10 protein-coding genes are annotated in these 15,717 nt (G+C 44.9%); all 10 read left to right on the top strand.

Annotated elements, in window-relative coordinates; all coding sequences use genetic code 11:
- The 10 genes from AAFF35_RS22935 to AAFF35_RS22890 all read left to right on the top strand — a co-directional run bounded on the left by AAFF35_RS22935 (window position 1) and on the right by AAFF35_RS22890 (window position 15,706).
- The gene (locus AAFF35_RS22935) at window positions 1–1,497 is read left to right on the top strand and encodes a SusD/RagB family nutrient-binding outer membrane lipoprotein (RefSeq protein ID WP_342328889.1); all 1,497 of its coding nucleotides are present in this window, start codon (window positions 1–3) and stop codon (window positions 1,495–1,497) included.
- Window positions 1,498–1,610: 113 nt separating this feature from the next.
- On the top strand, window positions 1,611–2,852 hold the full coding sequence (phnA, locus tag AAFF35_RS22930) for a phosphonoacetate hydrolase (RefSeq protein ID WP_342328888.1): 1,242 nt from the start codon (window positions 1,611–1,613) through the stop codon (window positions 2,850–2,852).
- A 53-nt stretch (window positions 2,853–2,905) separates the two neighbouring features.
- Complete coding sequence (phnY, locus tag AAFF35_RS22925) at window positions 2,906–4,351, top strand: phosphonoacetaldehyde dehydrogenase (RefSeq protein ID WP_342328887.1); 1,446 nt, start codon at window positions 2,906–2,908, stop codon at window positions 4,349–4,351.
- Window positions 4,352–4,357: 6 nt separating this feature from the next.
- Window positions 4,358–5,518, top strand: coding sequence for a TIGR03364 family FAD-dependent oxidoreductase (locus tag AAFF35_RS22920; protein ID WP_342328886.1), 1,161 nt, complete (start codon window positions 4,358–4,360; stop codon window positions 5,516–5,518).
- A 30-nt stretch (window positions 5,519–5,548) separates the two neighbouring features.
- Window positions 5,549–6,781: an FAD-binding oxidoreductase gene (locus tag AAFF35_RS22915; RefSeq protein WP_342328885.1), complete on the top strand. Its 1,233-nt coding sequence runs from the start codon at window positions 5,549–5,551 to the stop codon at window positions 6,779–6,781.
- 15 nt (window positions 6,782–6,796) lie between these two features.
- Complete coding sequence (locus AAFF35_RS22910; protein WP_342328884.1) at window positions 6,797–8,107, top strand: DUF5690 family protein; 1,311 nt, start codon at window positions 6,797–6,799, stop codon at window positions 8,105–8,107.
- A 6-nt stretch (window positions 8,108–8,113) separates the two neighbouring features.
- The gene (locus AAFF35_RS22905; protein ID WP_342328883.1) at window positions 8,114–9,199 is read left to right on the top strand and encodes an alkaline phosphatase family protein; all 1,086 of its coding nucleotides are present in this window, start codon (window positions 8,114–8,116) and stop codon (window positions 9,197–9,199) included.
- A gap of 7 nt (window positions 9,200–9,206) precedes the next feature.
- Window positions 9,207–10,820 (top strand): LamG-like jellyroll fold domain-containing protein, encoded by a 1,614-nt coding sequence (locus AAFF35_RS22900; RefSeq protein WP_342328882.1) that lies wholly within the window; start codon window positions 9,207–9,209, stop codon window positions 10,818–10,820.
- A gap of 89 nt (window positions 10,821–10,909) precedes the next feature.
- Window positions 10,910–11,251, top strand: coding sequence for a hypothetical protein (locus AAFF35_RS22895; protein WP_342328881.1), 342 nt, complete (start codon window positions 10,910–10,912; stop codon window positions 11,249–11,251).
- A gap of 96 nt (window positions 11,252–11,347) precedes the next feature.
- Complete coding sequence (locus AAFF35_RS22890) at window positions 11,348–15,706, top strand: CusA/CzcA family heavy metal efflux RND transporter (RefSeq protein WP_342328880.1); 4,359 nt, start codon at window positions 11,348–11,350, stop codon at window positions 15,704–15,706.
- The last annotated feature ends 11 nt before the right edge of the window (window positions 15,707–15,717 follow it).

Raw genomic sequence — 15,717 nt, 5'->3', positions numbered from 1 at the left:
ATGAAAACTATATATAGAATGCTTGGTTTATGCTTACTGGTGGTAACGACAAGCAGTTGTTTAAAATATGATGAGTTAAGAGAAAATCCAAATAATCCGGCTTCTGTGCCTCCGAGTTTATTGTTTACTGCAGTGACACCAGGTCCGGTCAGCGCCTTTTCAGATGCTTATCAGGATCCGCAATACCATACTTTCGCTACCGCAGATTCGGGGCCGTTAAGCTATAAATATGGAGGAGGAACCTTTTATTTTGGGGCATCTTCGGCAGCGAATAGTACTTTGAGAAATATACAAAAAATGATTCAGGAAGCAGAAAAGGCAAACACACCTGTATATGTCATTCTTTCTAAATTTTTAAAAGCCTACTATTATAGCCTCATGACGAGGCAGATGGGAGACATTCCACTATCAGAAGCTTTACAGGGTGAAAAATTTCCAAAGCCTAAATATGATACTCAAAAGTCGGTATTCATTCAGTGTTTAAAATGGCTGGACGAATCGAACAACGAACTGGGAGCTTTCATCTTGGCCAATCCGGGTGCTTCCGTTGACGGAGATATTTATTTTAACGGAGACCTTAAGAAATGGCAAAAAGCCATCAATGCCTATACGATCAGAATGCTTATCCTTTTGAGTAAAAAAGAAGGGGATGCAGAGCTGAATGTAAAAGGCCGCTTTCAAAATATCGTTCAAAACCCGGCGAAATATCCCTTGTTTAGCAGTCTGGCCGACAACATGCAGCTCAACCATAGAGATGAAGATGGTTTTAGAGGGACTTATAACCCGAATACCGGTATCTTAAGGGAAGGGGTTTTGTATGTGGACACTTATATCGATCTGCTTAAAAAATACCTGGATCCAAGGTTGCAGGTGGTGGCCGATCCTACACCGAAAGCACTGGCAGCCAACCCAACAAATGAAACTGCGGTAAGAGCTGATTTTGCTTCTTATACCGGAGCAAGCGCAGCAGTTACGGCCATTGCCAATAACCAAAGGAAAAATAATGGAGAACTTTCTAAACCAAACGAAAAAAGGTTCTGGAATTTCGTTGGACAACCTTCCATTTTGCTGGGTTACTCTGAGCAGGAATTAAACATTGCAGAAGCGGCAAACAGAGGTTGGATTACCGAGCATGCAAAGACACATTATGACAATGGTGTCAGCGCTTCTATGGCTTTCTATAATGCGCCAATTGGAGATTACCTGACGGTCAAAGCCCCTTATGTCGGAGGTCCCGATGGCTTAAAACTTATTCATGAGCAAATGTACCTGTCGCTGGCCGAAAATTCAGGAGCGGAAGCCTGGTTCCAGAACCGTCGTACCGGAATCCCTGAATTTAAGTTTTCAGGGGTAAACAGTGTCACTAAACTTCCGGTTAGGTGGGCATATCCATCCGCTGAAAATACAGACAATACAGAAAATTACAGGGCAGCATTACGCGCTCAGTTTGGAACAGAAATAGACGATAGAGACCAGGTCATGTGGCTGTTAAAATAAAAAGAAGTTAGGTTAGTACGTTGGGTTTGGACCGTTTGGTCACGGTCCTTCCCTTTTTAATGAAAACATAATCGTAAATTAAAATATAATCATCAGTATAAAATAAAACAGAAATGAACAATATCTCAACAACCCCTTTTTCAGTCAACGGCATAGATTACAACCCACCTGCAAAACCAATCGTCGTGATTTGCATGGATGGTTCTGCAGATGAATATCTGGATATGACCATGGCGCATGACAGGATGCCGAACCTTAAAAAAATGGTGTTGCAGGGTTATAGAGGGATGGTCCGTGGTGCTTTGCCTTCTTTTACCAATGTCAACAACTCTTCGATCGTTACCGGGGTTAGTCCGGCCGTTCATGGCATTTGTGGTAATTTCTTTTATGATGTTAAAAAAGATCAGGAAGTGATGATGAACTCCTCTGAATACCTTAGGGCAGAAACTTTATTGGCTGCCGCAGCAAACGCTGGTCGTAAGGTGGCTGTGGTGACTGCAAAGGAGAAATTGCGCGACATCCTTTCTTATCAGTTGAAAGGCATTGCTTTCTCCGCAGAAAAAGCAGATCAGGCAACATTGGAGACCCATGGCATCGAAAATGCAGAAACGGTGATCGGTCATAAAACTCCGGCCATCTATAGTGCCGAAGCCAGCCTGTTTGTATTGCGTGCAGGTGTGGCATTGATTAAAAACGGCATGGCCGATTTCTTATACCTCTCCCTAACAGATTATATGCAGCATACCTATGCTCCGGATACGGAAGAGTCCCTTGCTTTTTATGAAGCTCAGGATGTGGAAATAGGTAAAATGCTGGAAATGGGAGCCATTATCGGCGCTACAGCAGATCATGGTATGAATGCAAAAGTGAAGGCCGATGGCGCTCCAAACGTCTTGTTTATCGAAACCATGCTGACCGAAAAATTTGGTGCAGGCTTCCGGGTGATTTGCCCGATTACCGATCCCTATGTGAAACATCATGGTGCACTCGGATCTTATGTGCTGGTCTATGTAAATAACAATTCAGATATCAATGAAGTAGAACAATGGCTGGCGGCACAACCAGGCATTACAGAGGTGTATAATAAAGAAAAAGGTTGCCGTCTGCTGGAACAACCTGCAGATCGAACGGGCGATCTTTTTGTGTTATCCGCAAGGGATGTGGTAGTCGGAAAAACGCCTGCTGATCATGACCTGAAAGCCCTCGATGGAACACTCCGTTCCCATGGTGGAAGGTATGAAGAAATGGTTCCTTTAGTGGTTTCTCATGCCCTCAATGCAACCTACAAAATGAAGGCACAGGGAGATCCCCGCAATTTCGATGTATTTGACTTTACCGTAAATGGTACTCATTAATATTTAGCAGACACCATTGCAGGGGGGATCTGCATCCAATTTAAATTAAGTATATGAAAGAAGAATTAACCGCCACTGATAATATCATTAGATTAGCTTCCCTTGTTGCTGCCCAACCCGTTTCTTCCGGAAAACAGTTAGCGGTAAATAGCCCCTACGATGGACGGTTGGTAGGCACTGTAGAAATGGCCGGTCAATCGGATACCCAACATGCAATCGCCATTGCGCTGAAAGGAGGGGCCGTTCTAAGCCGTTACGAAAGGTATAGCATTCTGGACAAAGCCAGGGCTTTGCTCTTGCTTAGGAAAGAAGAATTCGCTCAACTGATTACTGCGGAATCCGGTTTGTGCATCAGGGAAGCGAATTATGAAATTGGAAGAGCACACGATGTGTTGCTGTTTGCGTCAATTGAATGCCTGAAAGACGACGGGCAAATCTATTCCTGTGACATCTCCCCCAATGGAAAACAACGTAAAATATTTACCCTTCGCGAGCCCTTAAAACTTGCAGTAGCCATCACGCCCTTCAATCATCCGCTAAATCAGGTGGCACATAAAATCGCACCGGCATTGGCGGCCGGAACTCCCGTGATCCTGAAGCCTTCAGAAAAAACACCGCTAACGGCAATCCGTTTCGTGGAGTTATTGTACGAAGCGGGCTTACCGGAATACATGCTGAGCGTATTGCTTGGGGAGACAAAAGAAGTGGCCGAAGTCTTGATCCAGGCTCCGGAAGTCGATTTGGTCTCCTTTACGGGAAGTGTAGCGGTAGGAAAAAAAATCGCAGCTACTGCGGGCTATAAAAAAGTAATCCTGGAACTTGGTGGTAATGATCCCCTGATTGTTCTGGAAGATGCAGATCTTGATCTTGCAGTTGGTCTGGCTGCCGAAGGGGCTTACCGGAATTCCGGACAACGCTGTACAGCCGTAAAAAGAATTCTGGTTCATGAAAGTATCGCAGATGAGTTTACCAGACGATTCATTGAAAAAACAAAAGAATACATCTGCGGTGATCCTGCAGATCCGGAAACCAGGGTAGGTACGGTCATCGATGAAGCCTCCGCCATTTATTTGGAAAAGGTGCTGGCCATGGCAGTAGCCCAGGGTGCAAAAGTACTGTTCGGTGGCAAACGCAATGGCGCTTTGCTGGAACCTGCGGTTATTGTGAATGTGCCCAGAGATGCACAAATGGTCGTGCAGGAGTCCTTTGGGCCCTTAGCGCCAATCCTGACTTTCACCGACATCGATGATGCCATCGCCTTATCTAATTCTACTGCTTTTGGCCTGTCCTCCGGCGTGGTCACGAATAATATGGACCATGCCATCCGCTTTGTGAAAGAACTGAAAGTGGGAACAGTAAACATCAATGAAGTGCCAGGATACCGGATAGAAAATTCTCCCTTTGGAGGGATCAAAGATTCCGGACTTGGCATCAAAGAAGGAGTGGTGGAAGCGATCAAATGCTTCTCTTATGTGAAAACATTTTCTATGCCCTGGTAAAATAAAATGATGAAAACACCGATGTATGATTTAATAGTGGTCGGCTCCGGGGTACTCGGAACCTTTCATGCGATACATGCTGCCCGGATGGGGAAGAAGGTATTGCTGACGGAAAAAGACCAATATCCGGTAAACGCTACCGTCAGAAATTTTGGTCAGGTGGTGCCTTCCGGAATGGCCTCCGACTGGTTTCCTTACGCTTTGCGCGCAACTGAACTGTATAAAGAAATTCAGCAGGAGTTTGACATCAGTGTCCGCAATAACGGTACACTCTATGTCCCTTCAGATAAAGAGGAATTGCAACTGATCCTGGAATTAAAAACAAAAATGGATCAGGCGGATTATGCATCTGTGTTGTTATCTGCCGGAGATTGTATTGCCAAATATCCAGCTCTTAATAAGGAATACTGTAAAGGAGGACTTTTCTTCCCGCAGGAAGTCAGTGTGGAGCCGGATCAGATGATTCACCGGCTGATTGCCTGGGCCTTGGGAAAATACCCCAACCTCAGCTATAAACCTGCCACTGCAATTGTGGAGTGTCAGGTGGTCGCTGATCAGGTCAGAATAGTAAGTGCTGCGGGAGAAGCCATCCATGCAGAGAAAGTGGTGATCTGCAACGGAGGAGAATTTAAACTACTCTTTGCCGACCTGTTTAAAGAAAGTGGAATTACCCTTTGTAAGCTGCAAATGATGAAAACCATCCCTATGCCGGAAGTACAGCTGGAAGGAAATATCCTGACTGGTCTATCCATCAGGAGGTACGAATCTTTTCAGGAATGTCTTTCCTTTAAAAAGCTTTCGAATCCGGAAGATCAGGAAGAGCTGAGGAAATGGGGCATTCATATCCTGTTCAAAAAAGGAACAGACGGATCTATCATTATTGGAGATTCGCATGAATATGCGGAAGTCAACCATACGGATGATCTGGGCTTCAAAATCAACCATCAGGTCAATGAACTCATGATCCATGAAGCACAGCGCATCGTGAATTTTGAGGTGCATAAAATTTCAGCGTCCTGGGCGGGATTTTATCCCCAGCACAAGACGAAGCCAATCGTTGAATACGATATAGACGAGCGGATACATATCCGAACGGCCATAGGCGGCAAGGGAATGACCTCCGCTGCGGGATATGCCGAAGCCAGCATTAAAAAGATATACCAGTAAACCAACAAGACCTTTAAAACCAAATTGAGTATGAACAAACAATATAAGAGCGCCGATGCGGTGATCATTGGGGGAGGTGTCTTTGGTTGTGCCATCGCCTATTATTATACCCGGAACAACCCGGGAAAGAAAATTATCGTTCTCGACCGAAATGAACTTTGCAATGCTGCAACGAGTCATGCTGCAGCATTGGTCACCAAAATCAGGGCTAAAAAACCTTTTATCCCGCTTTCTCTGGAAACTTATCAGGTGGTTGCCGAAATGGAGAAAATCCTGGGCGAATCTATGGACATGAAATTCAGCGGTGTGATTCACCTGGCAGCATCCGAAGCGAGGGAAAAAGAACTGAAAGAATTGATGGAAATTGCGGCTGAATTTAATCAGCCGGCTCATTATATCTCTCCGGAGGAAGCGCATAAAATGTCGCCATGGCTAAAGACAGATGAGGCATTGCGCATTGGCTATATGCCTGATGAAGCTTATTGTGATCCCTATCTGTTGGGAACCTTCTTCTCCAGATGCGCAAAATTACAGGGGGCAGAATTTATCCAGGGTCTGGAGGCCTTAAATTTAATTATGGAGGGGAATGATGTCCTTGGTGTTCATACCAAAGAAGGAAACATCATTGCAGGAACTACCATCGTAGCCTCCGGTGCATGGGCACCAAAATTTGCGCGTGAAGCTGGCGTAAGTTTGCCAATGGCGCCTACCAGAAGTCAATATTGGATCACAGAAAAAAATGATATTTTTCCGGTCAATTCACCTATTGTCTTGTTGCCGGATGCCCAGGCCTATGCACGCCCGGAAGGTGGAAGTCTGCTGTTTGGCATCAGAGAACGAAACTCCTTGAGTGTTTCTGCTGATCTGATTCCCCGGAATGTCAATGATTTTTCTTTTAGCCCGGATAAAGGAGTTCAGGATCTTTCAGAAGTGATCGACAGGCTCGCCCGTTTCTTTCCAAAGGTTTACGATATCGGGATGAAGTATTATGTAGCTGGATTTTCCGGATATACGCCGGATAATAACCTGTCTATGGGCGTGGCTCCCGGTGTAAATCACTTGTTGATGGCCACCGGATGTGTGGGTGCAGGAATCTCCGTGAGCGGGGGAGTAGGACTGGCATTTGCCGAACTTGCAGCAGGAAAGGCAAACCCTTATGACTTTTCTGCTTTTGACCTTCAGCGCTTTGGTGAAGTCGATCCCTTCAGTCCCGAATGGCTGGAAAGATGTGCGCGTGCAAGATCAACAAAAGTAAGTGGCTAAATTTAAACCATCAGAATGAACCGACTTAAACATTTGCTGAGCCATTCCAAAGTATTCTTTGTGTTCTGGTGTATGATTGCTGCCTTTGGCACTTATTTCTGCATGTATGCCTTCAGGAAGCCTTTTACCAGTGGGACCTATGCTGGAATGAGCCTTTGGGATCTGGATTATAAGGCCGTATTAATCATTGCCCAGGTATTTGGGTATATGGTCTCTAAATTTTTAGGCATCAAAGTGATCTCTGAGCTCAAAGCCTCGGGAAGAAAAAAGCTCATCATCTGCCTGATCCTCTTTTCAGAAGTTTCCCTGCTGCTCTTCGGTCTGGTACCTTACCCTTATAACTTTTTCTTCTTGTTTCTGAACGGTTTGCCTTTAGGTATGGTCTGGGGCATTATTTTTAGCTACCTCGAAGGAAGACGTTTCACCGAGATGCTGGCCATGGGAATGAGCATCAGTCTTATTGTCTCTTCAGGAATCATCAAAACCATTTATTTTATGGTACATGAATGGCTCCCCTTCATTAATGAATTCTGGATGCCTTGTGTCATGGGCCTGCTCTTTTTACCCGCCTTCCTCTTATTTGTATGGATGTTATCCGTGATTCCCGAACCTGATGAGACGGATAAATTATTGAGGGTAGAACGCCTTCCTATGACGGCCGAAGATAAACGCATGGCTTTAAAAGAATACGGTCCGGCGATATTGGGAATTGGATTGGTCTATACCATGTTGACCACGATGCGGGACTTTCGGGATAATTTCTCCGTAGAGATCTGGAATGAGATTGCCCCACATTGGGATAAAACCGTCTTTTCGCTCACCGAAGCCATTAGCGGAGTGATCGTATTGATTGCCATAGGATGCCTTTCGCTAATTCGAAACAACATCAAAGGCTTTTGGGGAACCCAATATCTGGTGGCATTAGGGCTGATGATCAGTGGCGGAAGTACCTTGCTTTTTCACCTTCAGCTATTGAGCCCCTTTTTTTGGATGCTCCTGGTGGGAATGGGTTTGTTTTTAGCCTACACACCGATTCAGGTAGTGCTGTTCGAACGGATGATCGCTTTATTTAAGATCAAGGCCAATGCGGGGTTCTTTGTGTACATGTGCGATTCTGCCGGTTACCTGGGCAGTGTTGGCCTGTTGCTTTACAAGGAGTTTTTTATGAAGGATTTAAGCTGGGCAAAGGTACTCATGCAGTTCAGCTATTTCCTCACCGTAATCTGTATGCTGCTCCTCATTTTATCTGCCATCTTCTTTAACCGGAAAATAGGGGTTAAGGGACCAATTACCGGGATCCTGGACCGGATACCATTAAATAAATAATTAGATATGAAAAATATACTATTCTTCCTGTTACTCCTCTGCGTAAAGGGAACTTTTGCACAAAGTAAGGCTCCCGATGGGAACATGATCATTATCTCCATCGATGGCTTAAGGTGGAGAGAGGTCTTCCAGGGCGCAGAAATAGAATTGTTGCTCGATAAAAAATTCAATACTCAGGATTCCGCAGCACGGTTTAAAAAGTACTGGTCTGATGATCTGCAGCAAAGAAGAACGAGTTTAATGCCCTTCTTATGGACGACTATTGTAAAGAACGGACAGATTTATGGAAACAGGGATTTGGGAAATAAAGTAAATGTTAAAAATCCTTACTGGATCTCCTATCCTGGTCGCAGTGAAAACCTGACCGGTTATGCGGATCCTAAAGTGAAGTCGAACGGACATCCGGACAATGAGAACAGGAACATCCTGGAATTTATGGATGAGCAGAAAGGATATAAAGGTAAAGTGGTCAGTTTTGCCTCCTGGGGTGCTGTTGGCAGGATCATCAACAGAAACCGTAATGGCTTGCTGGTGAATCTCCCGGGAGAGAACCTCAGCGGGAAAAATCTCAGTGAGGGAGAAAGTCTGGCCAATGAAATCCAGCATTATGAACCTGAAATATGGGGCCATGAAGAACGCCTGGATGCCACAACTTATGCATTGGCGAAATCTTACCTCAAAGCCAGACATCCTAAAATATTGTACCTGGATCTTGCAGATACTGATGAGTACGGACACGAAGATAAATATGATTTTTACCTTGATGCTGCCAGAAATGTGGATGCCATGATAGGCAGCTTATGGAATTACCTGCAAAGCGATCCATTTTACAAAGGCAAAACAACCTTAATGATTATGCCGGATCATGGCAGAGGAGAAGGTCAGCAATGGACCAGCCATGGAGCCCGCATTCCACATGCCAATGATACCTGGTTGATTGCAATGGGGCCAGGAATTAAGCCCAAAGGAGAAATGAAAAATGAGGGACAGATTTATCAGGATCAGCTGGCAAAAACAATGGTAAAATTGCTTGGATTTGAATTCAGTTCTGTGAACCCGATCGGAGCAGCAATTGAAAGTGTACTTAAATAAAGGGATAATGGCATTCAAAAACTTTATTAAACTAAAGATGGTATTGATCCTCGCCTTAATCCTTGGGCAGACGGAGGCAAACGCGCAGGAACCCGGGTATCAATTGAACTTTGATAATTTTAGTTTTAAGGAACACATTACTCCTAAAGACAGTGCCTATTATGCGGTTGATTTGCAGCAATCACAATATGCGAAAGGCTTGAGCGGAAGAGCCTTGGACCTTTCTGCAAATGCGATGTTGAGAAGGCCTGTTAAGCTGGACAAAGGAACCTTGCCTGAATTCACAGAAAAGGCCTCCTTCTCGGTGCAGATCTGGGTAAAAACCATAGCAAATGCAAAGATGGGAACGCCAATCATGGGAAATAAGATCGCAGAGGACGGAGCTACGATAGGCTGGCAGATTTATACGCAGGAAAACGGAGCCTGGGCACTGCTGTTAAATGACGGAAAACAACGTTATGACTATAAACCAACTGCGGAAAGGCAGAGGATCAATGATGGCAACTGGCATCAGCTCCTCTTTACAGTCAAAAGAGAAACGCATGAAGCCTGGATCTACCTGGACGGAAAAAATATCGCCATCTACAATACACCGGGCCTTGGTAGTTTGGAAAGCAAATACTCCACAGTCATTGGGGGCTCGGATGAGAAATGGGAATACGGATCGAATGCCCAATGGAATGCTTTTAACGGGTTTATAGATGAAGTAAAAGTCTGGAACCGTGCCCTCTCTTCTGCCGAAGTGCAAAGGCAATATTTACAATTCTTTCCAAATGTGATCAAAGAAGAAACAGCTGCTCCCACTCATCTGAAAGTCTTTTCCTGGAACATCTGGCATGGCGGCCACCGGTATGGACAGGCCGTAGGATTGGAACGCCTGATTGAAACGATCAAATCCACAAATCCTGATATCGTAGGACTCATAGAAACGTATGGCTCAGGAGCAGTGATTGCCGATTCGCTGGGTTATTATTTTTACCTGATCAGTGCCAATCTTTCCATCATGAGCCGTTATCCGATCGAGGAAACGATCAGGGAGTTCCGTCCCTCCAATTTTGGTGGGGTAGTTTTAAAATTGAGTCCGGACAAAAAGCTGATCTATTTGAATACCTGGCTGGATTACTTACCGGATGTAGATGCCAGCATCAGACAAGAGAAAAAAAATGCGCAGGCCCTGATCAAAGAAGAGGGGCCAACCCGGCATGCAGAAATAAAAGAGATCCTGAAAAAGATTGATCCCTATCTAAAAAACACCGACCATTTACCGGTCATCATGGCCGGTGATTTCAATATGGGATCTCACCTGGACTGGACGGAAGAAACCAAGTCCCTTCACTACGGACTGGTCGTGGAATGGCCTGAAAGTCTGGAAATGCTCAAAGCAGGATTTACAGATAGTTATCGAAAGCTCCATGTCAATCCCTTATCAAACCCAGGACTGACCTGGGGAGTAAGGGCGGCACCAACAACGGACTTATATGGACTAAGGGATAGAATTGATTTCATTTATTATAAAGGGAAAGGACTTAACCCTATCGAATCCAGGGTCATTGACTATCATCCGGTCATGTTTCCTTCAGATCATGCCGCATTGATGACGGTATTTGAACTAAAAAAATAACAGGAATGAGGCAGGCCGAGTCTTGCTTTTTAAATCGCTAGCATTATATTTGCCCTGTGAAAAAGGCTTGCTTATTCATCTTATTTCCTATGCTCATCTTAAATGCTTCTTTCATCGAAGTATTTAAAATGCCAAAACTGGTATCTCATTTTTTAAGACACCATGAGCTGGATCAGCGGATCGGAGTGCTGGATTTTATCGCCATGCATTACCTCGGACAGGACATTGATGATGATGACCAAAAAGAGGATATGGAGCTTCCCTTTAAGAAATTAGAATGTCCCACCATCATCCACCTGGCAATTCCGGCAGGAAAAATCACCATTCAAAAAGCAAGCTCAGTTTTGATTGCAAATCAAAATTGGAGCATTCCAAAATACCTCCATTCCAATCCCGAACAGGGCGCTTTCTTTAAGCCGCCAAGGGCATAAACCGAGATTAATTTTTTCTTTTTCCCATGGTTTGCAGGATTTTTCCTCCTGATCAGACAGGGTTTATATTATCGGTTTCATTAATACACCATGATTATGCTAAATAAAATCATTGGCTTTTCTGTAAAGAATAAGCTGATTATTGGCTTGTTTGTACTCGCCCTGATGGGATGGGGTACTTACGAGGTTACAAAATTACCCATAGATGCCCTTCCTGATATTACTGACAATCAGGTTCAGGTGATTACCGTTTCACCTTCCCTTGGTGCACCGGACATTGAAAGGCTCATTACCTTTCCCATAGAACAAGCCTGTAGTAGTATTTCAGGCCTGAAACAAATCCGGAGTTTCTCCCGTTTTGGACTCTCGCTGGTCACCATCGTTTTTGACGAAGAAACAGATGTTTACTGGGCGCGGCAACAGATTAGCGAACGGTTGCAGCAGGTACAGCAGGAGATCCCCCAGGGGATAGGTGCACCTCAGATGGCACCTGTATCTACAGGTCTGGGCGAAATTTATCAATATGTGGTCAGACCACTCAAAGGATATGAAGGTAAATATGACGAGCAGGAGCTCCGTACCATGCAGGATTGGATCGTTCGCCGTCAGCTGCTCGGAACACCGGGTGTGGCTGAGGTGTCCAGCTTTGGTGGAAAATTAAAACAGTACGAAATTGCGGTTAAACAGGAACAACTGAAAGCTTACAACCTGACCATCACCGATGTTTTTGATGCTTTAGAGCAAAACAATGAAAATACCGGGGGTGCTTATATCGAGAAGGGGCCTACCGTATTGTATATCCGCAGTGAAGGACTCACGAAAACTCCGGAAGATATCCAGAAAATAGTTGTTAAAAAGTTAAACAATGGCATGCCGGTGCTGATGAGTCAGGTGGCTACAGTACAATTGGGTTCTGCCATCAGATACGGAGCCATGACCTATAACGATCAGGGCGAGGTGGCAGGAGCAGTGGTGATGATGCTTAAAGGTGAAAACTCTTCTGTGGTCGTAAAACGCGTAAAAGAGAAGATCGTAGAAATTCAGAAAATGCTTCCCGAAGGTGTAGTCATAGAACCCTTTCTGGATCGTACAAAAATGGTGGACAATGCCATTCAAACGGTAGAAACCAATTTATTGGAAGGTGCATTGATTGTGATTTTTGTCCTGGTTTTCTTTCTGGGGAACCTTAGGGCGGGATTGATCGTGTCTTCAGTGATTCCCTTATCCATGCTTTTTGCCATCATTCTGATGAACAAGTTTGGCGTGGGCGGAAACCTGATGTCATTGGGAGCGATAGATTTCGGTCTTATTGTGGATGGCTCTGTGATCGTGGTCGAAGCGATCTTACACCGCTTCTCCCATTCCAAACATTTCAGGAAACTGGATCGGATCAATCAGGAAGAGATGGATACCGAGGTGAGCAAATCCACGGGATCGATGATCAAGTCCGCGGTGTTTAGTCAGATCATCATTCTGATTGTTTACCTGCCTATTTTGTCGCTGGAAGGGATTGAAGGAAAAATGTTTAAACCAATGGCCTTCACGATTGCTTTTGCCATCCTCGGTGCATTTATACTTTCCATTACCTATGTCCCGATGATGTCGGCCTTATTCCTGAATAAGAAACTGCAGCATAAGAAAAACCTGACGGATAAACTGATCATTTGGCTGGAAAGAAAATATCAGCCTTTACTCGGCGCATTGCTTCGTTTTCCTAAAACCATTTTATTAGTGACCATCTCCTTATTTGGACTTTCTTTATTGGTCCTGAGTAAAATGGGAGGGGAGTTTATTCCTCAGCTCGAAGAAGGAGATTTTGCGGTAGAAACCCGTTTGCTGACCGGAAGTAACCTGAACAATACGATTCAGACGACACAGCAGGCGGCTAAAATACTGCTCAGAGATTTCCCTGAAGTCCAAAAGGTGGTCACCAAAATCGGAAGTGCAGAAGTTCCTACCGATCCGATGCCTTTCGAAGCAGGAGACATGATGGTGATTTTAAAGGATAAAAAGGAATGGACCTCTGCCAAATCTTTTCCGGAACTAAGTGAGAAGATGACGAAAGCATTGGAAGCAGTTCCAGGCATTACGGTGGGCTTTCAATTCCCTGTTCAGATGCGTTTCAATGAACTGATGACGGGGGCCAGACAGGATGTGGTCTGTAAGATTTTTGGAGAGGACCTGGATTCTCTTGCAGCTTATGCACATCGCCTGGGTGAAATCATCGGAACCGTAAAAGGTGCGGTAAACGTTTATGAAGAACAGGTGACAGGGATGCCGCAGGTGGTGGTCAAATATGACCGTGATGGAATGGCGAAATATGGACTGAACGTGGGCGAAATAAACCGGGTGGTCAATACGGCTTTTGCCGGACAGGTTGCAGGCCAGGTTTATGAAGGGGAGAAACGCTTTGATATGGTGGTCCGGTTGTCGGAAAATGCCCGTAAGAATGTCGAAGATATCAAAAACCTGATGGTCTCTACCGGTAATGGAACGCAGATTCCGTTGAGCATGGTGGCTTCAATTGAAGAAGTGGAGGGCGTAAACCAGATTCAGCGGGAGGATACGAAACGCAGAATCATTGTCGGCTTTAACGTGAAAGACCGCGATGTTCAGTCGATCGTTCAGGAGCTTCAGGGAAAAGCAGCTAAGGAGCTCAACCTGTCAAAGGGATATACCATCGCCTATGGCGGATCTTTTGAGAACATGACGGCTGCGAAATCTAGGTTGAGCATCGTGGTTCCCATCGCACTCTTCCTTATTTTTCTGTTGTTATACTTTGCTTTTAATTCTGTAAAACAGGGATTATTAATCTATACGGCCATTCCACTTTCCGCCATCGGCGGAATCTTTGCGCTCTGGATGAGAGATCTTCCTTTTAGCATCTCTGCCGGGGTGGGTTTTATCGCTTTGTTTGGCGTAGCGGTGTTGAATGGAATTTTGCTGGTCTCAGAATTTAACCGCCTGAAAAAGGAAGGCTGGGATGATGTGAAACGTATTGTGGTCCATGGGACCAAATCTAAATTGCGTGCGGTACTGATGACGGCGCTGGTTCCTTCCCTGGGATTCATTCCTATGGCCATCAGCACGGGGGCAGGAGGTGCGGTACAAAAGCCATTGGCTACCGTGGTAATCGGAGGCTTAATCATTTCTACGATGTTAACTTTATTTGTTTTACCTATGCTTTATATTGTTTTTGAAAAAGGTTTCGGCTATTTTAAACCGGGAAAAAGAATGATCACTGCGGTGGTACTGATCGGTAGTGTTTTTGGAAATGTACAGGCGCAGGAGCGGATTTCCCTGGCTGCTGCACTCGATACCGCAGCCAAAAATAACCGCTCATTACGTGTTTCAGCTTCGGAGATCAGCTATCATCAGGCTTTAAAGAAAAGCAGCTTTGATCTGGAGAAAACAAACCTTGGCGTTGAATATGGCAAATTTAACAGCCTGGCAAATGACCATAAGTTCTCCATCTCCCAGAACCTGGAATTTCCTGCAGTATATACGCGGCAATCAGCAGTACTTAAAACCCATGTGCAGCTCAGTGAGCTCGCATTCCAACAACAAATACTGGAGCTGAAAACAAGTGTGAAGCTGAGTTATTATGGCTTGCTGGTCCTTCAGGAAAAAGAAAAACTCCTGCTGGAGGCAGATCGGGTGTATACTGAGTTTCTGGAGAAGTCAAAACAACGCTATCAGGCAGGGGATGTGGATGTCCTGGAGCTGAATATGGCTGAAAACCAGAAGCTTCAGATCAGCAATCAGCTGGAGATGTTAAAAAAAGACTACCGCTTACTGTTAAACCGGTTCAACATCTTATTGAATGGTTCTGTAAAGCTGCAACCTGCTCCGGAAGCCGCAGTTTATAGCCTGATGTCCTCCGCTGCGGAAGTAAATGGAAATCCTTTGTTCCGCTTAAAAGAACAGGAGCTGCTGTTGTCGCGGCAACAAATGCAGTTGGAAAAGAGCAAGCTATTGCCTTCCCTTAGCTTTGGTTACAACAATGCGAGCATCATCGGCTGGCAAAGCAATGCGATGGGCGCGGAACAGTATTATGGAGCAAGCAAACGCTTCTCTTCCGTCAGTCTTGGACTTGGAATTCCACTCTTTTTCGGGGCACAAAAATCCAGAATAAAGGCTTCCAACGTACTGATCCTTCAAAAGCAACAGGAGCTGGAACTGGCAGCTCAGCAATTGAGTATGGAACTGGAGGAAGCCCATCAGCAGTATGAGCAGCAAAAGAAGCTCATCAGGTCCTATCAGGATAAACTATTGCCAAATGCAAGAGTCATCATCAGTACTTCTACGCAGAAACTCAATGCAGGGGAAATAGGATACCTGGATTGGGCCTTGCTTGTAAACCAGAGTATCCAGATCCGCAGTGAATATTTTAATACTGTTCAGCAGTTCAACGAAGCTGCTTTTGAAATCGAAAGAATCAGTGCCAGCAAATAAAAAGAACATCA

Origin of the sequence: Pedobacter sp. FW305-3-2-15-E-R2A2, from assembly GCF_038446955.1 — a bacterium.
Classification (GTDB): domain Bacteria; phylum Bacteroidota; class Bacteroidia; order Sphingobacteriales; family Sphingobacteriaceae; genus Pedobacter.
This window is presented reverse-complemented; position numbering and strand designations above follow the sequence as displayed.

Coding starts and splice junctions, on each gene's coding strand:
- AAFF35_RS22935 (WP_342328889.1), top strand. CDS start 1: ATGAAAACTATATATAGAATGCTTGGTTTATGCTTACTGGTGGTAACG.
- phnA (WP_342328888.1), top strand. CDS start 1,611: ATGAACAATATCTCAACAACCCCTTTTTCAGTCAACGGCATAGATTAC.
- phnY (WP_342328887.1), top strand. CDS start 2,906: ATGAAAGAAGAATTAACCGCCACTGATAATATCATTAGATTAGCTTCC.
- AAFF35_RS22920 (WP_342328886.1), top strand. CDS start 4,358: ATGATGAAAACACCGATGTATGATTTAATAGTGGTCGGCTCCGGGGTA.
- AAFF35_RS22915 (WP_342328885.1), top strand. CDS start 5,549: ATGAACAAACAATATAAGAGCGCCGATGCGGTGATCATTGGGGGAGGT.
- AAFF35_RS22910 (WP_342328884.1), top strand. CDS start 6,797: ATGAACCGACTTAAACATTTGCTGAGCCATTCCAAAGTATTCTTTGTG.
- AAFF35_RS22905 (WP_342328883.1), top strand. CDS start 8,114: ATGAAAAATATACTATTCTTCCTGTTACTCCTCTGCGTAAAGGGAACT.
- AAFF35_RS22900 (WP_342328882.1), top strand. CDS start 9,207: ATGGCATTCAAAAACTTTATTAAACTAAAGATGGTATTGATCCTCGCC.
- AAFF35_RS22895 (WP_342328881.1), top strand. CDS start 10,910: ATGCTCATCTTAAATGCTTCTTTCATCGAAGTATTTAAAATGCCAAAA.
- AAFF35_RS22890 (WP_342328880.1), top strand. CDS start 11,348: ATGCTAAATAAAATCATTGGCTTTTCTGTAAAGAATAAGCTGATTATT.